Source organism: Phyllobacterium lublinensis, assembly GCF_020164435.1.
GTDB lineage: Bacteria > Pseudomonadota > Alphaproteobacteria > Rhizobiales > Rhizobiaceae > Phyllobacterium > Phyllobacterium lublinensis.
Map to the genome: position 1 here is coordinate 1 of NZ_JAIUDQ010000009.1, position 18,997 is coordinate 18,997.

23 protein-coding genes and 1 tRNA gene are annotated in these 18,997 nt (G+C 57.9%); 12 read left to right on the forward strand and 12 right to left on the reverse strand.

Translation table 11 applies throughout. The features are described 5' to 3' along the window. Positions 1–682 precede the first annotated feature (682 nt). Positions 683–2,680, reverse strand: a complete 1,998-nt coding sequence (locus K9U38_RS12620; protein ID WP_224494695.1) for an adenylate/guanylate cyclase domain-containing protein — start codon at positions 2,678–2,680, stop codon at positions 683–685. Positions 2,681–2,900: 220 nt separating this feature from the next. On the opposite strand from K9U38_RS12620, the gene K9U38_RS12625 reads away from it, so the two are divergent. Continuing rightward, positions 2,901–3,296: a hypothetical protein gene (locus K9U38_RS12625; protein WP_224494696.1), complete on the forward strand. Its 396-nt coding sequence runs from the start codon at positions 2,901–2,903 to the stop codon at positions 3,294–3,296. A 22-nt stretch (positions 3,297–3,318) separates the two neighbouring features. Here K9U38_RS12625 and K9U38_RS12630 read toward each other — a convergent pair whose 3' ends face one another. Continuing rightward, entirely contained in the window at positions 3,319–3,498 is a 180-nt protein-coding gene (locus K9U38_RS12630) for a hypothetical protein (RefSeq protein ID WP_224494697.1), read from the reverse strand. Then, positions 3,495–3,635: a hypothetical protein gene (locus K9U38_RS12635; protein ID WP_224494698.1), complete on the reverse strand. Its 141-nt coding sequence runs from the start codon at positions 3,633–3,635 to the stop codon at positions 3,495–3,497. The genes K9U38_RS12630 and K9U38_RS12635 overlap by 4 nt, the downstream gene beginning before the upstream one ends. Before the next feature lie 359 nt (positions 3,636–3,994). Here K9U38_RS12635 and K9U38_RS12640 point away from each other — a divergent pair, with 359 nt between their 5' ends. From K9U38_RS12640 to K9U38_RS12660, 5 genes are all read left to right on the forward strand, one after another. Continuing rightward, positions 3,995–4,558, forward strand: coding sequence for a TRAP transporter small permease (locus K9U38_RS12640; protein ID WP_224494699.1), 564 nt, complete (start codon positions 3,995–3,997; stop codon positions 4,556–4,558). Positions 4,559–4,568: 10 nt separating this feature from the next. Then, positions 4,569–5,849, forward strand: coding sequence for a TRAP transporter large permease (locus K9U38_RS12645; protein WP_224494700.1), 1,281 nt, complete (start codon positions 4,569–4,571; stop codon positions 5,847–5,849). A gap of 71 nt (positions 5,850–5,920) precedes the next feature. Beyond that, positions 5,921–6,937 (forward strand): TRAP transporter substrate-binding protein, encoded by a 1,017-nt coding sequence (locus K9U38_RS12650; protein WP_224494701.1) that lies wholly within the window; start codon positions 5,921–5,923, stop codon positions 6,935–6,937. A gap of 62 nt (positions 6,938–6,999) precedes the next feature. Beyond that, the gene (locus K9U38_RS12655) at positions 7,000–7,860 is read left to right on the forward strand and encodes a shikimate dehydrogenase (protein WP_224494702.1); all 861 of its coding nucleotides are present in this window, start codon (positions 7,000–7,002) and stop codon (positions 7,858–7,860) included. Positions 7,861–8,075: 215 nt separating this feature from the next. Then, positions 8,076–10,010: a putative bifunctional diguanylate cyclase/phosphodiesterase gene (locus K9U38_RS12660; RefSeq protein ID WP_224494703.1), complete on the forward strand. Its 1,935-nt coding sequence runs from the start codon at positions 8,076–8,078 to the stop codon at positions 10,008–10,010. Positions 10,011–10,024: 14 nt separating this feature from the next. On the opposite strand, the gene K9U38_RS12665 is transcribed toward K9U38_RS12660, so the two are convergent. After that, complete coding sequence (locus K9U38_RS12665) at positions 10,025–10,372, reverse strand: hypothetical protein (RefSeq protein WP_224494704.1); 348 nt, start codon at positions 10,370–10,372, stop codon at positions 10,025–10,027. 171 nt (positions 10,373–10,543) lie between these two features. On the opposite strand from K9U38_RS12665, the gene K9U38_RS22015 reads away from it, so the two are divergent. Next, positions 10,544–10,675, forward strand: a complete 132-nt coding sequence (locus K9U38_RS22015; RefSeq protein ID WP_255607176.1) for a hypothetical protein — start codon at positions 10,544–10,546, stop codon at positions 10,673–10,675. A gap of 153 nt (positions 10,676–10,828) precedes the next feature. On the opposite strand, the gene K9U38_RS12670 is transcribed toward K9U38_RS22015, so the two are convergent. From K9U38_RS12670 to K9U38_RS22020, 4 genes are all read right to left on the reverse strand, one after another. After that, a complete protein-coding gene (locus K9U38_RS12670; RefSeq protein ID WP_224494705.1) occupies positions 10,829–11,122 on the reverse strand; it encodes a hypothetical protein in 294 nt (97 codons plus the stop codon). A 968-nt stretch (positions 11,123–12,090) separates the two neighbouring features. Next, on the reverse strand, positions 12,091–12,312 hold the full coding sequence (locus tag K9U38_RS12675; protein WP_224494706.1) for a hypothetical protein: 222 nt from the start codon (positions 12,310–12,312) through the stop codon (positions 12,091–12,093). Beyond that, complete coding sequence (locus K9U38_RS12680) at positions 12,309–13,124, reverse strand: DUF2092 domain-containing protein (protein WP_224494707.1); 816 nt, start codon at positions 13,122–13,124, stop codon at positions 12,309–12,311. The genes K9U38_RS12675 and K9U38_RS12680 overlap by 4 nt, the downstream gene beginning before the upstream one ends. Before the next feature lie 90 nt (positions 13,125–13,214). Then, positions 13,215–13,340 carry a hypothetical protein gene (locus tag K9U38_RS22020; protein ID WP_255607177.1) on the reverse strand — a complete coding sequence of 42 codons (126 nt, stop codon included), beginning with the start codon at positions 13,338–13,340 and terminating at the stop codon, positions 13,215–13,217. Between the two features lie 87 nt (positions 13,341–13,427). Here K9U38_RS22020 and K9U38_RS12685 point away from each other — a divergent pair, with 87 nt between their 5' ends. Continuing rightward, complete coding sequence (locus K9U38_RS12685) at positions 13,428–13,730, forward strand: Na+/H+ antiporter NhaA (RefSeq protein WP_224494708.1); 303 nt, start codon at positions 13,428–13,430, stop codon at positions 13,728–13,730. Between the two features lie 234 nt (positions 13,731–13,964). On the opposite strand, the gene K9U38_RS12690 is transcribed toward K9U38_RS12685, so the two are convergent. Beyond that, a tRNA-Thr gene (locus K9U38_RS12690) sits at positions 13,965–14,040 on the reverse strand. A 111-nt stretch (positions 14,041–14,151) separates the two neighbouring features. Between K9U38_RS12690 and K9U38_RS12695 the strand changes: the two genes are divergently transcribed. The 3 genes from K9U38_RS12695 to K9U38_RS12705 all read left to right on the forward strand — a co-directional run bounded on the left by K9U38_RS12695 (position 14,152) and on the right by K9U38_RS12705 (position 17,081). Continuing rightward, complete coding sequence (locus K9U38_RS12695) at positions 14,152–14,967, forward strand: NAD kinase (RefSeq protein ID WP_370631920.1); 816 nt, start codon at positions 14,152–14,154, stop codon at positions 14,965–14,967. Positions 14,968–15,153: 186 nt separating this feature from the next. Further along, complete coding sequence (locus tag K9U38_RS12700; protein WP_224494710.1) at positions 15,154–16,665, forward strand: DEAD/DEAH box helicase; 1,512 nt, start codon at positions 15,154–15,156, stop codon at positions 16,663–16,665. 8 nt (positions 16,666–16,673) lie between these two features. Then, positions 16,674–17,081 (forward strand): NUDIX domain-containing protein, encoded by a 408-nt coding sequence (locus K9U38_RS12705; RefSeq protein WP_224494711.1) that lies wholly within the window; start codon positions 16,674–16,676, stop codon positions 17,079–17,081. A gap of 3 nt (positions 17,082–17,084) precedes the next feature. On the opposite strand, the gene K9U38_RS12710 is transcribed toward K9U38_RS12705, so the two are convergent. Together K9U38_RS12710 and sufA are read right to left on the reverse strand one after the other, a co-directional pair. Further along, positions 17,085–17,402: a TfoX/Sxy family protein gene (locus tag K9U38_RS12710; RefSeq protein WP_224494712.1), complete on the reverse strand. Its 318-nt coding sequence runs from the start codon at positions 17,400–17,402 to the stop codon at positions 17,085–17,087. Between the two features lie 76 nt (positions 17,403–17,478). After that, the gene (sufA, locus tag K9U38_RS12715) at positions 17,479–17,853 is read right to left on the reverse strand and encodes a Fe-S cluster assembly scaffold SufA (RefSeq protein ID WP_224494713.1); all 375 of its coding nucleotides are present in this window, start codon (positions 17,851–17,853) and stop codon (positions 17,479–17,481) included. Positions 17,854–17,980: 127 nt separating this feature from the next. Here sufA and K9U38_RS12720 point away from each other — a divergent pair, with 127 nt between their 5' ends. Further along, the gene (locus tag K9U38_RS12720) at positions 17,981–18,556 is read left to right on the forward strand and encodes a hypothetical protein (protein WP_224494714.1); all 576 of its coding nucleotides are present in this window, start codon (positions 17,981–17,983) and stop codon (positions 18,554–18,556) included. Positions 18,557–18,580: 24 nt separating this feature from the next. On the opposite strand, the gene K9U38_RS12725 is transcribed toward K9U38_RS12720, so the two are convergent. Beyond that, the gene (locus tag K9U38_RS12725) at positions 18,581–18,997 is read right to left on the reverse strand and encodes an SUF system Fe-S cluster assembly protein (RefSeq protein ID WP_224494715.1); all 417 of its coding nucleotides are present in this window, start codon (positions 18,995–18,997) and stop codon (positions 18,581–18,583) included.

Here is an 18,997-nt window from a genome sequence, read left to right on the forward strand (position 1 = left end):
CCTTGCCACGCCCGCTTTCGCGTCTGGCCATTGAATGGTTGGGAAGACGGGCGGTCATCGAAGCGCGTCTTTTGGGTAGTGATGGTGCGATCCGAAGACCGCCCGTCCGGCGACTTTTGATCGCGTCCGTTCCGCTTGGGGGGCTTCGGCGGATCGCTTGCCCTTGCGGGAACCTCACTGCCTTCGCCCCTTAAAGTGCTCGTCCAGCACGCGCCGGTCTTAGTACCGGCAGGGGAACCCTTGGACGCAACTTCCCCGGACAGCGGGTGCGTCACCCGCCGTCGGAGGCGCCGGTCCTTCTCCCACTTCGAACGGCTCCGGAAGCAGTTCCCACGGGAAGGACGGCAATGAGCATAAGCGAGGTTCGGAGGGCGTGGATAAGTTTCAGGTGATTTTTTTGCAAAGGCGCTGTGCGGGATGACCAGCCGTTATCCTGACACCGCCCTCTCCGTCATCCTCGGTCCTCGGGTAGCATTTTGGATCCTCGGGTCAAGCCCGAGGATGACGGCGGTGGGGAATCGCAGGGAGCACTATCCTGCATCGCCGTTGCTACCGAACGATGCCAATGCAGCACAGCCCACATCCCTCATGGTGAGCTTCCTGAGCCCGTCGAAGCATAGCGTCAAGGCAGGCCGTCGCAGGAGGGATAGCCCGTCCAGCCACAAACGCGCACCAGCTCCACCTAGGCAGATCTCTTGTGTATCTCCGCTTGCGCCGCCACCTCGCCAGATACCGGGCTGGGTATTTCACCCACCACTTCGTAGATTTCCAGCGCTTCGACGCGTCCTTTCGCCTGAGCCGAGCCAAGCAGGCGGAAGTTGATCGCGTCGGAGCAAAGCGATTTGACGGCCGCGCTGGCCAGAATGGTGGTGCCGTAGCTTTTGTTCATCCCCTCAAGCCGTGAGGCAACATTCACTGTATCGCCCATGGCGGTGTATTGCAGGCGTTCCCTGGCGCCAACGCTGCCAACGACCGCCATGCCCGTATGAATGCCATAGCGCGTGCGGAACTCCGGCAATCCCTTGCTGCGCTGGGCCTCGTTAAAGGCGCGGATTTTTTCTTCTGTTCTCAGGGCACAGCGGCAGGCGTGCTCGGCATGCCTCTCATCGGGAATAGGCGCGTTCCACATGGCAAACACAGAATCGCCGAGAAACTGAATGATCGTCCCGCCATGTTCGTCGACGGTCGTGTTGAAGATGTCGAAATACTCCGACAGCATCGCGACAACCTCTTCGGGGGTGTGGCGTTCGCTGATCGTAGTGAAATCATATATGTCCGTGAACAGTGCGGTCACGTCCTGACGCCACGCCGCCCGGCCGGTGAACTGGCCTGACTGAATGCCCTTGCGCACGAGTTCCTTGGGGACATAGAGCGCGAAGGTAAAGATCGCATTGCGTGCCTTGTTCATCGCCTTGCCCAGCACGGAAAGCTCGCTGACATGCGAAGGAACTGCAATCGGCGTTGAAAAATCCAGATTTTGCAACCTGTTAGCCCCATCCGTTAGCAAGTCGAGCGACTTGGTGATCAATCGTGCAAGGAGCAGTGCGCAGACGATCGCCATGGCGACAACCGCTGCCGAGACGCCCAACCCCTGAAGTAGAGCGCGATTGGCGGGCGCCATCAATTCATCCATGGGAGCCGCGACGACCACGCGGTGATTGGCAAGCAGAAGCGCGGATTTGATCGGGGCCACCATGACGAGAAAGGTCCGCCCGTCGACATCAATGTTCCTTGCCGCTCCCCCCACCCACGAATCATCGGATAGCACGCTCCGGATCAACGGATCAGATGATGGTGACAACCCGGCTTCGGCGGCGTCCTTCGGTGACAATATCCGCTCCATCATGGCCCGATCGGAATGGATGACGGGATTGCCCGAGGTATCCACTATGAACGCGACCGTATCCGGCGACATTCGTTCGGCAGTCAGAAAATCGATGATTGTGTCGAGGACGATATCCGCTCCGACAACGACCTTGCCATTGGCACTGTGTGCTTCAGCGATTGTCATGCCGAGGGCACCGGTGGTCGCCATTTCATAGGGGCCGATGGAAACCGGCGACTTGAGACCCACGGCTGCCTTGTACCATGGTCGTGTCCGGGGGTCGTAGCCGGATGCTTTTGCCGGACGCTCGGAAATAGGGGCGCCTTCGGCATCGAGGAAAATCACGTTATTGTGCTTCCCGCCAGCGGCATCCACCTCGATCGAGCGCACCGCTGTTTCCGCTTCGGGCGGAGCGTCGAGTGCGATGCGCCAGCCGCTCGCCTTGAGGCTTACGACGTGGAAGAACGAACCGTCCGGATAACCGACATAGGCGCCATCAATATGCGGTGACTTCGACATGCCCTCGCGCAGAACGGCTATCTTGTCATCCATACGTTCGGGCGGTGGCGACAGCAATGAGTTGGCCACGGATGCAACGATCTCGACCAAAGTGACCGTGTCTCCAGAAAGCACACCGAACCGGTCGACGAGACGGTCCGCGAACACGCGCATGCTCGCCTTGGTATCCTCGATAGCGGCATTGCGGGCGCGGCGATAATCCAACCCAGCGAGTGTCAGGGACACCGCAATGAGCAAACTCACCATGGCAAGGCTGAGGAGGGTTCGAAGAGACCTTGTCCATTTCGAACTGTCGACATTTTCCGATGGGACCGGTGCCTGGCCTGATGTTGTCAAAGTCTGCTCTTCCCCGCAAACGTTAGCAGGCACATTACCGCAATTCCAAAAACCTTGTAACAACAGACTGATGGACCTTGCGTTCATCCCATGATTGAAACGAGCGCCGACGCAACGAAGGGTGTAAAGCCGTCCGCTGCAGTGCTGAGGTTGTCGCGCGCCGTCCAGTATTGTTATGCTGCGGGCGGACAAGCTGATTTGGCTCTATCGGGAGGTTGGCATGACATCCGGAACCAGCAAGACAGACAGCGAGGCATATGAGTTGGCGAGCAGAACCGCCGACGCGCAGCGCGCAAATCTTCCTGAGTGGCAGCGCAAGCAAATCAGCGATGATGAAATGCAAATCGGGGAAACGTGGTTTGTCTGGGGCTTCTATTGCGCGATGACCGATGATATCGACCGCAGGAAACGCCTGCTGGTAAACTATCTGAACACGAAATATCCGGACGTGAAGCACAGCCAGCGAATCGTGGACGACATCGCCAAAACCGCAGACGAAGAAAACCGGCTGTTCGATGCAATTGCGGCAGCAGGCCGACAGGCGTACCGGGAAGGCGGCGACGGTCATCTGACGGGTATTGCGACGATTTTCCTGAACGTGATCAGGAACCACTAGATTAAGGGAACAGATCGTCGGCCTATTGCGGCAGCCGCCATTCTTGCGATTGTCGCCAACCGGGAAGCTCTCCAAATTCCCGGTGGTAGTCGCGCAGTTCGGTAACGACGACGTCGAGCAGAGCTCGCTCGCCTGGACCCCAGTCGCCGGGGTGCCACTCTTCGATCAACTCTCGAAAACGCTCCAGTGTTTCATTCGTCATTTTCTCCCCTCCTGCTTCATGCCTTTTCGGGGCGAATGCATGCGAAACGCGATCGCCCATACAATCGCCGCGCAGACTCCGGCGAGGATGCCGCCATATACGATCATGCCGAGCAGAAATGTGCCTTCAGTACCCATGTGCCTCGTCCCAATGCACAATACGGATGATCGATTGAACACCATTGCCCGGCGCAGGTCTATCGGGTCTTTCCCGTAAGCGCGGCGGAAATTTAACAGGCTCCCGGGGAGCCGCTGTAAGTGGCTACGCCATCAAGCATCACACGCTGTGGCAATTGGGCCTCAAAAATAAGTATCTGAAACCCGCAACGGTCACGCCGGTCCTGAGATATCGCTTGACATTCGAACTAGTTCGTACATTTTGAACAAGCGTCACGAAATCTTGGAGGAGCGACCGTGATGCGCCGCTCATAAACTGGCTTGAACTGACTCTTGTCGTCACGACAAGCCGAGATGCGGCAGATCGCTGGGAGGCGCGAATGGTCCGGATAATCGAATTCTTTTTCCTGATGCTGAAGGCAGTGATTGCGCTTCTGCTTGCAGGGATGGTCGTGCTCGTCTTCGGCAATGTGGTCCTGCGCTACGCATTCAATGCCGGCATTACCTACTCGGAAGAACTGTCCCGGATCTTCTTCGTCTGGCTGACTTTCCTTGGTGCGGTCGTCGCGATGCGGGAACATGCGCATCTCGGCATGGATTCGCTGCTTCGCCGGCTTCCCCCCTCTGGTGCGAAGGCCGCTGTGTTGTGCGGACAGGCGCTCATGCTGTGGGCGACGTGGCTCATGATCAGCGGAAGCTGGACACAGACGCTGATCAATCTCCATGTCGCTGCGCCCGCCACCGGGATTTCCATGGGCATGTTCTATGGTGCCGGAATTGCCTTCGGGGTCCCTGCATTCCTCATCATCCTTTGGGACGCCTTTGCCATTGCGACCGGGCGGATCGATATCGCGACGGCGGAACTGGTTCGCGAGAGTGAGGATCAACTCGCGCTTGACGAACATCCCGTTCCGCCAGTCGCCAATCCAATCGCAAAGCCGTGAGGAGCGCACGATGACCGTCACGATCTTTCTCGGCGCGCTGCTCGGACCAATGGCACTGGGAGTGCCGATTGCCTTCGCGCTGATCATCAGCGGGGTGGCGCTGATGATGTATCTCGGCATGTTCGACGCCCAGATCGTCGCTCAGAACGTGCTCAATGGCGCCGACAGCTTTCCACTGATGGCCGTGCCGTTCTTTCTGCTGGCCGGTGAGGTCATGAACACAGGGGGACTGTCGCGGCGGATTGTCGATCTCGCAATGGCGATGGTCGGTCATGTGCGCGGCGGTCTCGGCTTCGTTGCCATTTTTGCTGCCTGTGTGCTTTCGAGCCTTTCCGGCTCAGCCGTGGCCGATGCTGCAGCACTCGGAGCACTGCTTTTCCCGATGATGCTGAAGTCCGGTCATGATCCGGCCCGCACGGGCGGGCTTCTGGCGTCCGCGTCCATTATCGGCCCGATCATTCCACCCTCCATCGGCTTCATCCTTTATGGCGTCGTGGGCGGTGTCTCGATCACCAAGCTGTTTCTCGCAGGCATTTTTCCCGGCCTGCTGATCGCCGGCGCGCTGTGCATCACCTGGGCGATTGTTGCCCGCAAGGAACAGTTCGCCCTGCCCGCCAAGCAAAGCGGCGCGGTACGGCTCAAGGCTTTTCTCGACAGTATCTGGGCACTCATGCTGCCACTGATCATTATCATCGGTCTGAAGTTCGGCGTCTTCACGCCGACGGAAGCCGGCGTTGTTGCGGCAGTCTATTCGCTGTTCGTTTCCATGGTGATCTATCGCGAGCTGCCGCCCGCCAAACTGTTCCAGGTTTTCGTCGCGGCCGCGAAAATCACATCGGTGGTGATGTTCCTGGTCGCCTGCGCCGCAGTTTCCGCATGGCTGATCACGGTGGCAGACGTTCCGGGGGAACTCGCTTCACTCGTAGAACCGCTGATGGATAACCAGACGCTTCTGCTGCTGGCCATCATGGGACTTGTGGTGGTTGTCGGTACCGCCATGGATATGACCCCGACAATCCTCATCATGACGCCGGTCCTGATGCCGATCATCAAACAGGCGGGCATAGATCCGGTATATTTTGGCGTCCTCTTCATCATCAACAATGCCATCGGCCTGATCACGCCGCCTGTCGGCACCGTGCTGAATGTGATCTGCGGCGTTTCAAAGCTTCGGATGGAAGAGCTGATGAAGGGCGTCATGCCTTTCCTGATCGCCGAACTCATCGTCCTGTTCCTGCTGGTTCTGTTTCCGGAGCTGGTGACCGTTCCAAGCTCCTGGTTCTCACGATGAAGATTCACGACCGGGCGCAAATATTCAACAGGCCGAAGGGAGAACCCGGCCAAACATGGGAGGAAAGAACAATGATGAACCGATTGATGAAAATGGCGATAGGCGTTGCTGTTCCCCTGGTCTTGCTGGCAGCAGGTCCGGCGCTTGCGGAAATCCGTGAACACCAGCTCAAATTCGCTGCAGCCAACAACAAGGGTCATCCGCAGGTAACCGGGATGGAAAAATTCGCCGAACTCGTGGCCGAGAAGAGCGGTGGCAAGATCGAGGTCAAGCTTTTCCCCGGCGGCGTGCTTGGCGGTGACGTCCAGACCGTTTCGGCGCTGCAGGGCGGTGTGATCGAGATGACAGTGCTCAATGCCGGGATTCTGGCGGGCAATGTCAAACAGTTCGGCGCGGTAGACCTGCCCTTCCTCTTCAACAGCGGCGAGGAAGCCGACAAGGTGATGGATGGGCCTTTCGGAACCAGTCTCATGGAACTCCTGCCAAACACGGGTCTGGTCGGCCTAGGCTACTGGGAACTCGGCTTCCGCAATCTGACCAACAATCGCCATGCGGTCAGCAAGCTCGAGGACATCAAGGGCCTGAAGATCCGTACTATCCAGTCGCCGATTCCGATCGAACTCTTCAACAGTCTTGGCGCCAATGCCGTGCCGTTGCCCTACACGGAGCTCTATACCGCGCTTGAAACGGGTACGGTCGACGGCCAGGAAAATCCGGCAGCCAATATCCTCAACGCCAAATTCTACGAAGTGCAGAAATACATGACCGTCACCCGCCACCAGTACAATCCGCAGATCGTACTGATCAGCAAGAAGTTCTGGGATGGTCTCAACGACGAGGAGAAGGCCCTCCTGCAGTCGGCGGCCACCGAGGCCCGGGACTATCAGCGCAAGGTATCGCGCGAACTGGACGCGAAGGCGATCGCGGACATCAAGGCGACCGGCATGGAGGTCACCGAACTGACGCCGGAAGAAACGCAGAAGCTCCGGGATGCGGTCAAGCCGATGATCGACAAGTTCAGTGCCGAGATCGGTGCCGATACGGTGGCTGCACTGTTCAAGCAACTGGAGGCCGCGCGCGGACAGTAATGCGCATGCCGGCCTCCGCCCGCCGAAGGCCGGCAACCTCTCCAATTGGATGGAACAGGCAGATGACCGAGACACTTCTCAAACCGTTGAAGGCCGGATTGATCGGTGCCGGCATACAGGCCTCGCTGACGCCGGCGATGCATATGCGCGAAGGCGCGGCCCAGGGCCTGTCCTATCGGTATGAACTGCTCGACCTCGAAGGGCGGGAGGCCACGCCGGCGCAACTGCAGCAATTGGTGCGGCATGCGGAGGCCGAAGGCTTCTTAGGCCTGAATATCACGCATCCATGCAAGCAGCTGATCATTCCGCTCCTCGACGAATTGTCGGATGAAGCCCGCAGCCTCGGCGCCGTCAATACTGTCGTCCTGAAGGATGGGCGGCGTTTTGGCCACAACACCGACTGGTGGGGCTTCAGCGAAAGCTTTCGCCGCGGCCTGCCTGACGCCGGCATGTCATCTGCGGTGCAGATCGGCGCCGGGGGAGCCGGTGTCGCGACCGCCTTTGCGATCCTTTCGCTCGGGCTCCGGACCCTGACCGTTTTCGATCAGGAAATGGCCCGCGCCGAAGCGCTGGCAATGAGCATGTCGGCGCTTTTTCCGGGCTCCGGCGTGCATGCGGGGACGGATCTTGGTTCATCAATGAAAGTGGCAGACGGGCTTATCCACGCTACGCCAACGGGCATGGTGAAATACCCCGGCATGCCGATCCCGGCAGACATGCTGCAACCGCGCCACTGGGTGGCTGATATTGTCTACTTTCCCTTGGAAACGGCGCTGCTGGCGGAAGCAAGAAGGCGCGGCTGCAGCACGCTCGATGGTGGCGGCATGGCCGTTTTCCAGGCCGTGGGCGCCTTCCGCCTTTTCACCGGACGCGAGCCCGATGCTGACCGCATGCTCAAGCATTTCAAGTCGCTGACCGCCTGATTGCCGAGAACGGCACGGGTGCGTCTTCCAACATGTTAACCTTACGAAAACCAAACCGTGGAAATGGCCCGCTCTAGCCTCCCAAGCTGATGTAAGTTAAGTATTGATTGGAATTTGGCATCTTCCGGGTGCTTTCAGGCGCCCTTCTTGAAACGGAGATGATGAGCACCGTCAGGCCGCCAGAAACGGATCCACTGTCCTTGGATGATCTGATCATGGCCGATCAGCTCATGGCCGTGCGGCGAAGCATGCTCATTTCGGTTCCCGTGAGCATCATTCTGGGCGTAATCAGTGTGCTCGTTGCCATCTATTACGGGCTCTGGCTGGCCGGATTGGTGTGGTTTCTGGCAGCCAGCGCCGTCAATTTGGCGCGTATACTGCTCTGCCGGTATCCCGTACGGCTTCTCGACCCCGCTGGGCCAGTTGAGCAAAGAAACATGGATCCTGTGTCTGTCCGGCAGCATCTTTTCCTGCAGTCGGCCGCGGCGGGCGCATCGGGGGTGGTATGGGCCTTTATCGCAATCCTGTGCGAAGGGTACACCGCTCCACAAGCGGTGTTCTATCTGACCGTTATTTGCGGAATTACCGCCGGCGCGATTACCGCCGGTTTTGCCTATGCACGCATGCCCATCTGCTACGTGGTTCCGGTGCTTTTGTCCGTAGCCGCATTCCTGATTTATGCCGGCGGGTTTGAACGCTATTGCCTGGCAGCCACCGCGTTGCTCTACCTTGCAGCGCTTATTCGCGGAGCCTTGGAAAGCGAGGGCCTGTTCCGGCAGTTCAGCCGGTTGAAGAATGAGGCCACGGCCATGGCAGCATCGCTCGCGGCGGCCAAGGACCAGGCCACGGAGGCCGCCGTCGAGCTTGGCCATCGCGCCGCTCATGATGCGTTGACAGGGCTCCTCAATCGCACCGGGCTCATGCAGGCAGTTGCGGCCCTTGCACCCTCGCAGACCGCGGGCCTCACGCTCATGCTGCTCGACCTTGACGGATTCAAGGGGATCAACGACGCCTTCGGTCACAAGGCAGGCGACAAGGTGCTGGTCGAAGTCAGCAGGCGACTTCGCCAAAGCCTCGACAGTGACGTTCTTGTTGCGCGCTGGGGCGGCGATGAGTTTGCTGTCCTATTCGGCTCCAAACTCGGCGACGACGCCCCGTCGATCGTCGCGACCAAGTTGATTGCGGCAATGTCCATTCCATTTGCCAGTTTCGATGCCGGGCGCATCGGCGTCAGCATCGGCATCTGCGCATCCGACGAGCGCGATGTCGACGAGATGTTGATCCAGGCGGATGCCGCGCTCTATCGGGCGAAATCCGAGGGCCGCAACCGCTACTATATTTTCGATGCCGACTTGCGCAATCACCTGGAGATGCGGCGCGACATCGAGCGGGATCTTGCCAAAGCCCTCAGCAATGACGCTGTGGAAGTATGGTTCCAGCCCATTCTCGGTGCCGGAGGACGCAAGCTGACGGATCTGGAGGCACTCGTGCGCTGGAACCATCCGCGCCATGGCTGGATCCCCTCGCCCGACCTTGTGGCCGTTGCATCATTGTCCGGCCTTGCCGAACCATTGTTCCGCACCATTCTGAAGGACGTGTGCACGATGTTGCAGACGTTGCGCGCCATGAATCTCGGTCACATCCGTGTGGCCATGAACATGTCGCCGCGCGAAATTGCTCAGATCGCCGTCGATGACCTGATCCTTGCGAAACTGCGCCGGCTTGATCTTCCCGCCGCCATGCTGGAAATCGAGATCACCGAGGACACTGCCAAGGATATCCGGTCAGTGAAAGGCAAGCTTGCGGCCCTGACCAGGGAGGGCGTGCGCATTGCCATCGATGATTTCGGCGTCGGCTATTCATCGATGTCGTCGCTACGCCAACTCCATGTCGACCGCATCAAGATTGATCGATCCTTTATTGAAGGCATTGCCGGATCGATCGACGGCCGCAATGTAGTGCATTCGATCCTCAGCCTCGGCAAGTCGCTGGGGATCGAAGTCGTTGCGGAAGGCGTCGAGACGGAGGCGGACGCACAGGCATTGCGGAAACTGGGCTGTCCGGCCATGCAGGGCTACTATTTCGCCAGGCCGATGCCCCAGCACGAAACGATAGAATGGATTAACCGGTCCCGGTCGCTCGTCAATTGATTGAGGCGATGGTTTCAGCCAATACCGCAGTAGCGCAACTCTGCCGCCCCAATTGACTGAAGCCGCCCGTTGCCCGTGACAACCCGTGCGCAGATCGTCGTGGTCGGGTTCCACCAGAACGTTGCCTGATCCTGTTGGATGGTCTTTTTGTAGCCGCGCGCCAGCAACTGGCTCTGTCCGCTCGCCGTCGGGGCATTGACCAGATCGGCGATATCGCCGGGCGCACCGCCCGGGACCGTGACCGATGACGCCATGCCCGGCGGGATGGCGGATGCAGGCACGGCATCGGCGTCATCGCCGGTGGACTGGCATGCGGCAAGCGTCAGCAAGGTCAGGATTGTCACGGGTATGGCAATGCGCATTCGGATCACTCCCCACTCCGAAACCAACGATGATATGGCTGGCAACACAAAGCAGCAACAGGAACAACCCGCGAACAAAAGCGGATAAATTCGGGCATGTTCGCACGGGTTTGGTTGCGGAATACAATCCCGCCAGCCATCGGAGTGAGCGCATGCGTTGGGGGAAACGTCATGAAGGATCTGATCGATCAGGTATTGAAATCCATACCCGAGTTCCTGGATGATCCTGGGAACGTCGTGGCGGCACCGGAACTGTCCATCGTCGAACAGGTGGCCCCCCAACAGCAGATTCTTGTGAAGTGACGCCAGCTTCATACGGGTGTATCCTGACTCTTGGTCGCGGGGCTTCTCCAATACCCCCTACCGCCCCAGCCTCACGACCACCATTGCAGGAGCCTTAAGGACGGCAAAATATTGCCCCTCCCCAGCCTTGGGGCTCCTGCACTTTTGTCCGCCCTAGTGCTTTGTTGACGGTCGGATAATGCGCAGGGGCCACCTTCCGCCGTTGTGAGTATGAATGTGCGCCTCGGGCTCGGTCGTCGCAGGCGGTAACTTCTCGTATTTGTCCCACTGGCCTAGCAGGTCATCGATAGCAACTTTCAGGTCTTCGAGGGCGAGCTTTGCGTGGCGCGGGTTGCGTGTATAAACATCCAGCGCAAGCTCCGTGTCAGTGTCCGCAATCTCCCGGATGAGAACAAGTGTCTCCGTGTGCCGATCATTCAAGAACGCCGCAATTTTCTGGCCTGCCATGAGCTACGTTCTCCGTTGTGCCGAATAGAAGGATACAAGAGTTCAGGCTGGAGCGAAATAATGGCTCACCACCCGCTCACGGTCTTGGTATGTCACCTGATCAGCGCCCTGAAGGCCCCACAGCTTTTCTTCGTAGCAGAAAAGACACCCACGATTTGCGTCAAGATCGTTGGCTTATCCCCGCCTTGCTTGAATGACGCCCAGTGAAGTAGCAGCTTCCGTCGTCGATCAACCCATAACGATCGTGAAAATGTTTGGAGGAGCGCACTTCAATATTGAGCCTGTGCTGCTTACTGAACATTTCGACCGCAGGCACCAGTTTAGCAATCTAGCTCGACGCCAGCAGCCAGACTTTGGCAGAAGGGTTTACAAACGGTAAACTGCATTCAACCAATGCAACAATGTTCCCCTTCGGGTATCCCCAAAAGCAAAAGGGAGGCCATTAAGACTTCCCAACCGCTAAGTGCTTGAAACTGTAGTGCCCCAGTGATTACAAATCAACGCAATAAAACCGCATAACAGCTTGATTCTACTTCTAAATTTTGTCTAAACAGCTCGCAATACGAGCATTTAGCGTCAGTACGAGCGACACACTCACTGGCACATACTTAGAGAGTCAATTTTTATGTCCGAGAATTCATGGCAAGCTCAGGTTCAGCACGATCTCCTCGAACCGAGAAACCCGCACACCGGGGGGCTAATAAAACGGCACTTAATGAAATTTTATCAAAGACATAGAACTCGTTCGGTGGTTTTGCTACCTGATTTCGTATGATCCCGCCCAAGCGGGCCTAATTGATTCTGACGTGGACCAAACGTTCTTAACGCCAATGACGTTTGCTCGGTGCGCTGACTGGCCCGAGCGGTGTGAGAGACCTGTCGAGAAAGACTGCGATGCGCGACCGACGACGAGGTGCAACGGAGGCGTTCGGCTATGCTGCCTCTACGCGGTGGTTTGGCCCAATATGCTAACAAACATATACACCAGCTACGCAGCGCCGAACCGTGCGCCTCGTAGTGCGCCGTGCAACTCCAGCAACGCTAACGGGGGTGAGAGGACGACCGACTCTCGCCTCTGCCGATGTGACAAGACTGATCCCTGGAATAGGCAGCTCCGTTGCCGCTTCCACCAAGAATGAGGAGACGATCCCCGTCAAGAGCGCAATCTTGAGTTTCCTTGAAAAGGTCATTTGGTACCTCCCACAGCTAAATGGTCCGGAATTTCATCGATGTTTACAAGTTTTTTTGGATCGTCGACCTTCTTGGCATCGGTCGGAGTCTTGAAAGAAAAGTTGTCCGCAACGACATCCGTCCCGGTCTTCCAGTCACTGATTTGAACGCTGTATTGCGGTCCTTGGTCACCTTTAGGATCGGTGATGACATACCTGCAGGGATAGGGTTGCTCGCCTTGGGCAATCCATATCTGCCAGTCAACATCCTTCGCCCGGAATGCCAGATGATCGCACTCGGTGCCTCCGATCACACCGCTTCCGAGATCCTTCACGTCTATGACATCCTGCATCAGCTCGCCGTAGACATCAGGCAGGAGGAGATCTGCTGCCGGCACAGGCCTGTTGTAAGTGTACCGCAACTCGTCAATCAGATGGTCGATAGTGCCGGGCACTTCAAACTGGGCGTAGAGATTGTCGTCCTTGCCCAAAATCGTCAGGGTCTTTCCGTCGAATGTCATCTCGACATTGGCAAACCCGCCGGAGCGGGTTGCACGAATCTTGTCCGGCCTCCCCACCTCCATGGTGCCTGAGCTTGCCAGCAACAGTTTCTGGTGGTCCTTGGTGACGACCTCAAGATCGGTGTCATACTTGAAGGAGAATGCCTTTTGTGCCGCCAAATAGTCGGACATCGCCTTGAGGATAGATTTGGCTTCGGCCTCGCCGGCTGACGCCCCTGAAGAAGGTATCCCAGACGCAATGATCAGCGCCAATGCTGCTGATGAAATTGTGGTTGCAGTGGATTGCATCGCTTTTCTGGCTATTGTTTTCATCGAAATACGCCTTCCTTTGGTATCGCGTTCGCCGGATATCGGCCGATCCCACGCAGCGAAGCGAGGCCAAGGTTGCCGCTGCTTGACTGCTCAACCTTCACCGGCAATGGTGGCGGTGCGGAAGCCGCCTGCGCTTGCGAAACCGCGGTAGAGGCCCACCACCGAAGGACCAGGCTCAATAAATGGCAGGATGCTTGCCTTGGCGGTTACGCTCATAATTGGAGCAATATGCATCCCCCTGACATACAGCTTGAATACTATACGCTGAAGACCTCAACCTGTCTCAAAAACAATGACTAAGGGGTGTCGCTGCGTCACTGGATCGACGATGGCCTCCTGACCATTTTTTTCCTCGTGGTCGGGCTCGAGATCAAGCGCGAGATGACGGTCGGACGGCTGGCGACCACCGCTACGGCCGTTTTGCCAATTTCCGCAGCGATCGGCGGCATGATCATTCCGGCGCTGATATACTGGCGCCTGATACCAAGTGGGCCTTGGGCGCACGGCTGGGGCATCCCAGTGGCGACGGATACCGCCTTCGCGGTGGCCATCATCGCCATGATGAGCCGTCGGGTTCCGGTTGAGCTAAGAATATTCCTGTGTTAATTCATTGACTTAGCATATATTTGGTCATTGCAGGCTAGCCTCGATGAACCCCTATTAAGCGTCGGGTCAAAAGACTCGCTCCCTGGTTCAAAGGCACTTTGACACGTCAATGGAGTGGGCCGAGTAGGCGACTACGATGCTCGAAAGAATGTCACACTTTGCGACACATGACTCTCTGAGTTTTTGAATGAAAAGTTTGTGAGACAAATTCGTAATTTAAATCAATTAGTTAAATGGTGCCCCCAGAGAGACTCGAACTCCCGACCCTCTGATTACAAATCAGATGCTCTACCAACTGAGCTATAAGGGCAGCGGCGTCCGATTAGCACAAAGCTCCGGTCTGTAAAACGAAAAAACGGCGGCGCGCGATAATTTCACACTTTTTTTTGCGCGGCGGGCATTTTGCCAGATCGCTGATACCGTGCTAGGCGATACATCCTTATTCGCGTATTTGCAGGCAGCCATGACCCGGAAAATTGAAACATTTGCTTTTCTTTCCTCCGGCACGCCGGACTCTGACGCAGCGATGCGCGATCTGAAAGGGATCTATGGCCAGACCGAGGCCCGTGAAGCCGATGTGATTGTTGCACTGGGCGGTGACGGTTTCATGCTGCAGACTCTGCAGAACTTCATGAACCAGGGCAAGATGATCTACGGCATGAACCGCGGATCGGTCGGGTTCCTGATGAACGAATACAGCGACACCGAGCTGAAGGAACGGGTGGAAGCGGCCCATGCGGAGACGATCCGGCCGCTCAAGATGGTCACGGAGTCGGTCGAGGACGGCGTCTTCACGGCATATGCCCTGAATGAGGTCTCACTGCTGCGCCAGTCATACCAGGCAGCGAAAATCAGGATTACTGTCGATGACAAGGTGCGGCTGGAAGAATTGATCTGCGACGGCGTGATGGTGGCGACGCCCGCTGGCTCCACGGCCTACAACCTTTCCGCGCAAGGCCCGATCATTCCGCTGGATGCGCGCCTTCTCGCCCTCACCCCGGTTTCGGCGTTTCGCCCGCGCCGCTGGCGCGGCGCGCTTCTGCCCAACAGGGTAACGGTGCGCTTTGACATCCTCGAGCCGGAGAAGCGGCCGGTCAATGCCGTTGCCGATCACACGGAAGTAAAGTCTGTTCTATCTGTCACGGTCGAGGAAGCATCTCACTTGCGGGCGACCATTCTGTTTGACAAGAACCATTCATGGAACGAACGAATTCTCAAGGAACAGTTCCTTTATTGACAACATCAGAATAAAATCACCCACAAATGTAACAAACTCTTAAATGTGAACTCACGTGAGAGTTGACTTTTGCTGGGTTGCGCCGTAACGCACTTGCAGCAAAAACGCTGCGCCATTCGAGTGCCTGATGCTTGGCCGCCGATGGACATGCGCGGCACCGGATGCAGATAGAAAGTTAAATCTCCTTTGACCACCTTTGCCGATCTGGGCCTTTCCACGAAAGTGCTCAATGCTGTTGAAGCAGCAGGATATACAATTCCGACACCGATCCAGGCTGGCGCCATCCCGCATGCGCTGCAACGCAAGGATGTGCTCGGCATAGCCCAGACCGGCACCGGGAAGACGGCGTCTTTCGTTTTGCCGATGCTGACGCTGCTTGAACAGGGCCGTGCCCGTGCCCGTATGCCGCGCACCCTCATTCTCGAACCGACGCGCGAACTCGCAGCGCAGGTCGAGGAGAACTTCGTCAAATACGGCAAGAACCACCGGTTGAACGTCGCGCTGCTGATTGGCGGCGTCTCCTTTGAAGACCAGCTGCGCAAGCTTGAACGCGGTGCGGACGTGCTCATTGCGACACCGGGCCGGCTGCTCGACCATTTCGAGCGCGGCAAGCTGCTGCTGAGCGCAGTCGACATTCTCGTGATCGACGAAGCAGACCGCATGCTCGATATGGGCTTCATTCCGGATATCGAGCGCATCTGCAAGTTGATCCCCTTCACGCGCCAGACGCTGTTCTTCTCGGCAACCATGCCGCCGGAAATCACCAAGCTGACCGAGCAGTTCCTGCATTCGCCTGTCCGCATCGAAGTCGCCAAGGCTGCGACGACCGCCAAGACTGTCGAGCAGAAACTGGTCAAATCCGGCAAGAAGGATTGGGAAAAGCGTGCGGTTCTCCGCGACCTGATCCGCGCCGAAGACGAAGGCCTCAAGAACGCGATCATCTTCTGCAACCGCAAGAAGGATGTTTCCGAGCTGTTCCGGTCGCTCGTAAAGCATGACTTCGATGCCGGCGCCTTGCATGGCGACATGGATCAGCGCGCACGCACCACGATGCTGGCAAATTTCAAGGACGGCAAACTCAAGCTGCTTGTCGCATCCGACGTCGCGGCGCGCGGCCTCGACATTCCCGACGTCAGCCACGTGTTCAATTTCGATGTGCCCATTCATTCCGAAGATTACGTCCATCGCATCGGCCGCACGGGTCGCGCAGGTCGGTCGGGCAAGGCCTTCACGCTGGTGACACCCGCCGATACCAAGCATCTCTCGGCGATCGAAAAACTGATTGGCGAAGACATCATCTGGCATGATGGCGACCTGTCCACCCTGCCCGTCTCGACGGAACCGGACGAGGCGCCGCGCCGAGGCCGCGGCCGCGCCAAGAGCGAAGGCAAGCGCAAGCCGCGCAATGAAGGCCGCGAACGCGAGCGTCCCCAATCGGAAATCGATATCATAGCTGCCGCCGAACGCGCGAAGGAAGCAGAAGCGCTGACCGCGCCTGCCGATGATCAGCCCGCCGTACGCACGGCCGAAAAGCCGCACAAGGCGGCTATCAAGGCAGACAACGAGCAGCGCCGTGCACGCGTTCCGCATTCCGAACCGCGCCGCGACCACCGGCGGGAGCGCGACGACATGGGTTCGGCACCGGTTGGCTTCGGTGACGAAATTCCAGCCTTCATGCTGATCGACACCAAGATCTGAGGTCTGCCGTGCACGCACCGGGAGTTGGATGCGGCATCGTATTCCTGAAGGATTCCCATATTCTGCTGCTGCAGCGCAAGAAGAGCCCTGAAGCTGGTGCCTGGGGTATTCCCGGTGGCAAGGTTGATTTTCTGGAGACTGCCGAACAGGCAATTCGGCGCGAAGCCATGGAAGAGACAGGCCTCAGGGCGGGTGAAATTTCGCTGCTTGGTCTCAGCGAACAGCTTTTCCATGACGAGCAGCAACACTGGCTGGGCGTCCTGTTCCTGGCGCAAGATCATACCGGTGAGATAAAGTTGCTGGAGCCGGAAAAGCATGGCGGGATCGATTGGTTTCCGCTCGGCAGCCTGCCCGCACAGGTCACCTTGCCAACGCGTCACGCTGTCGACCTTCTGCGTCAACGCGGCCTTGCCTGAACGCTACCTGGCCACGCGCAGCGAAGCTTCATAGGCTCGTTTTGCCCATTGCGCCATGATGTCGGGATCATCGATTGCCTCATCCGGTATCGACCAATAGGGCATGTCGACAGGCTTGGACTTGCCGGCATAGCGCCATTGACGGGATCCTGCCGCTGCAAACGCCGGTGCCGCAATCTTGTCGGCTTTCAGGAGGATCTCATCGTCGACCTCAAGGGCGATGATGATGCCGTTGAAATAGATGCCCTTCCCGCCAAACATGCGTTTGATGGTCACCGGCCCCAGTCCTGAAAACAGATCGTGAATCGCATCATTGTCCATGCCTGAACTATTACAGGCACAATTGTTCACGTCACGGCCAAAATGGGCGTGTCGATCTGTTAAACCGGATAGTTGATCAGGAGGCGGCAGAAGCCAGTGCTTCGGGTGCTGCTGGCGTCAGTTCAACCGATTCGCCGCAACCGCAGGCTGAGGTCTGGTTGGGATTGTTGAATACGAAGCCGGTGCGCAATGTCGTCACCTCGAAGTCCATTTCAGTGCCGAGCAAATAGAGCACGGCTTCGGGCGCCACGAAGACCTTGGCGCCGTCTCTTTCGACAAGGTCATCGCCGGCTTTTGCTTCCGTCACGAGGTCGATCATATATTCCATGCCCGCGCAGCCGCCCTTTTTGATGCCAACGCGAATGCCAAGCGCATTTTCGCGCGTCGCAACGATTTCGCCTACGCGGCGCGCTGCGGCATCAGTCAGCGTCAGGACAGAAAAACGACCCATTTCTCATCTCACTTCTTCGAGATCGCGGAACGATCACCCGTATACCATAGTTAGTGTTACACAACCGTCACTGCAAGTGTTCAAAATGCCACCGCCCCACAAACAGGACTGGCAGAAGGCTGAAACCATGAACTACCGCCATCTCGTTGTTTTCGGCGTCGCATCGCTGGCGCTCCATCTTTCGCCCGCTCTCGCCCAGGAAACCAAGCAGCCGGAACAACCAAAGCCGACGGAAACCGCACCTGCGGAAACAACGGCGCCCAAGGAATCCGCCGCAACCCAGACGCCGCCTGAATATCTGGACAATCGCAGCACACCCGAGACAGTAATCGCCTCTTACTACAACGCCATCAACCGACAGGAATATGCCCGCGCCTACAGCTATTACGCTTCCGACAATCCGCCGCAACCCTTTCCGCAATTCCAGGCCGGCTATGAGAACACTGCATCCGTCACAGTCCGCTTCGGCAAGGCCGTGGGCGAAGGCGCTGCCGGTTCTGCCTATTGGAGTCAGCCGCTGGCGATAAAATCCGAAGCCAAGGACGGGACCATAACTGTGTTCAACGGCTGTTACCGGCTGCGACTGGCCAACCCGGCGATCCAGGGCGTTCCCTACGTGCCGCTGTCCATTCTTGACGGAACTCTGGAAAAATCCGAGATGCCATTCGAGGAAAGCGTGCCGGAAGGCTGCGAGGCGCCTTGAGCATGCCCAGTATTTTGTCCGACGCTAGTACCAGCCGACGGCGACTTGAGCCTCCTCGGACATGCGATCGGGCGTCCAGGGCGGATCGAACGTCATGGTGACGTCGACAAAGCTCACACCTTCGACGGACCCCACCGCATCCTGCACCCAGCCGGGCATTTCGCCTGCAACCGGGCAACCCGGGGCTGTCAGCGTCATTTCGATCTTTACCGAACGGTCGTCCTCGACGTCGATCTTGTAGACCAGGCCAAGTTCATAGATGTCGGCAGGAATCTCAGGGTCATAGACTGTCTTCAGCGCAGCGATGATATCGTCCGTCATCCGCGCCAGGTCTTCGGCGGGGATCGCCGAAACGGATTGCGTCCCGACTTCCGTATGGGCCGGCGCCGCATCAGCGACGGGGGCCGCTTCTTTTTCCAGTGTCTCGACTTTGTCGGTCAT

What these genes read in the sequence shown, in the direction of transcription:
- K9U38_RS12640 (WP_224494699.1), top strand. Translation starts at nt 3,995, where the DNA reads ATGGTCCGGATAATCGAATTCTTTTTCCTGATGCTGAAGGCAGTGATT.
- K9U38_RS12645 (WP_224494700.1), top strand. Translation starts at nt 4,569, where the DNA reads ATGACCGTCACGATCTTTCTCGGCGCGCTGCTCGGACCAATGGCACTG.
- K9U38_RS12710 (WP_224494712.1), bottom strand. Translation starts at nt 17,402, where the DNA reads ATGGACAATGATGCGATTCACGATCTGTTTTCAGGACTGGGGCCGGTG.
- K9U38_RS12665 (WP_224494704.1), bottom strand. Translation starts at nt 10,372, where the DNA reads ATGCGCATTGCCATACCCGTGACAATCCTGACCTTGCTGACGCTTGCC.
- K9U38_RS22015 (WP_255607176.1), top strand. Translation starts at nt 10,544, where the DNA reads ATGAAGGATCTGATCGATCAGGTATTGAAATCCATACCCGAGTTCCTG.
- K9U38_RS12675 (WP_224494706.1), bottom strand. Translation starts at nt 12,312, where the DNA reads ATGACCTTTTCAAGGAAACTCAAGATTGCGCTCTTGACGGGGATCGTC.
- K9U38_RS12680 (WP_224494707.1), bottom strand. Translation starts at nt 13,124, where the DNA reads ATGAAAACAATAGCCAGAAAAGCGATGCAATCCACTGCAACCACAATT.
- K9U38_RS12625 (WP_224494696.1), top strand. Translation starts at nt 2,901, where the DNA reads ATGACATCCGGAACCAGCAAGACAGACAGCGAGGCATATGAGTTGGCG.
- K9U38_RS12650 (WP_224494701.1), top strand. Translation starts at nt 5,921, where the DNA reads ATGATGAACCGATTGATGAAAATGGCGATAGGCGTTGCTGTTCCCCTG.
- K9U38_RS12720 (WP_224494714.1), top strand. Translation starts at nt 17,981, where the DNA reads ATGAACTACCGCCATCTCGTTGTTTTCGGCGTCGCATCGCTGGCGCTC.
- K9U38_RS12655 (WP_224494702.1), top strand. Translation starts at nt 7,000, where the DNA reads ATGACCGAGACACTTCTCAAACCGTTGAAGGCCGGATTGATCGGTGCC.
- K9U38_RS12635 (WP_224494698.1), bottom strand. Translation starts at nt 3,635, where the DNA reads ATGGGTACTGAAGGCACATTTCTGCTCGGCATGATCGTATATGGCGGC.
- K9U38_RS12630 (WP_224494697.1), bottom strand. Translation starts at nt 3,498, where the DNA reads ATGACGAATGAAACACTGGAGCGTTTTCGAGAGTTGATCGAAGAGTGG.
- K9U38_RS22020 (WP_255607177.1), bottom strand. Translation starts at nt 13,340, where the DNA reads ATGAGCGTAACCGCCAAGGCAAGCATCCTGCCATTTATTGAGCCTGGT.
- sufA (WP_224494713.1), bottom strand. Translation starts at nt 17,853, where the DNA reads ATGGGTCGTTTTTCTGTCCTGACGCTGACTGATGCCGCAGCGCGCCGC.
- K9U38_RS12725 (WP_224494715.1), bottom strand. Translation starts at nt 18,997, where the DNA reads ATGACCGACAAAGTCGAGACACTGGAAAAAGAAGCGGCCCCCGTCGCT.
- K9U38_RS12670 (WP_224494705.1), bottom strand. Translation starts at nt 11,122, where the DNA reads ATGGCAGGCCAGAAAATTGCGGCGTTCTTGAATGATCGGCACACGGAG.
- K9U38_RS12660 (WP_224494703.1), top strand. Translation starts at nt 8,076, where the DNA reads ATGGCCGATCAGCTCATGGCCGTGCGGCGAAGCATGCTCATTTCGGTT.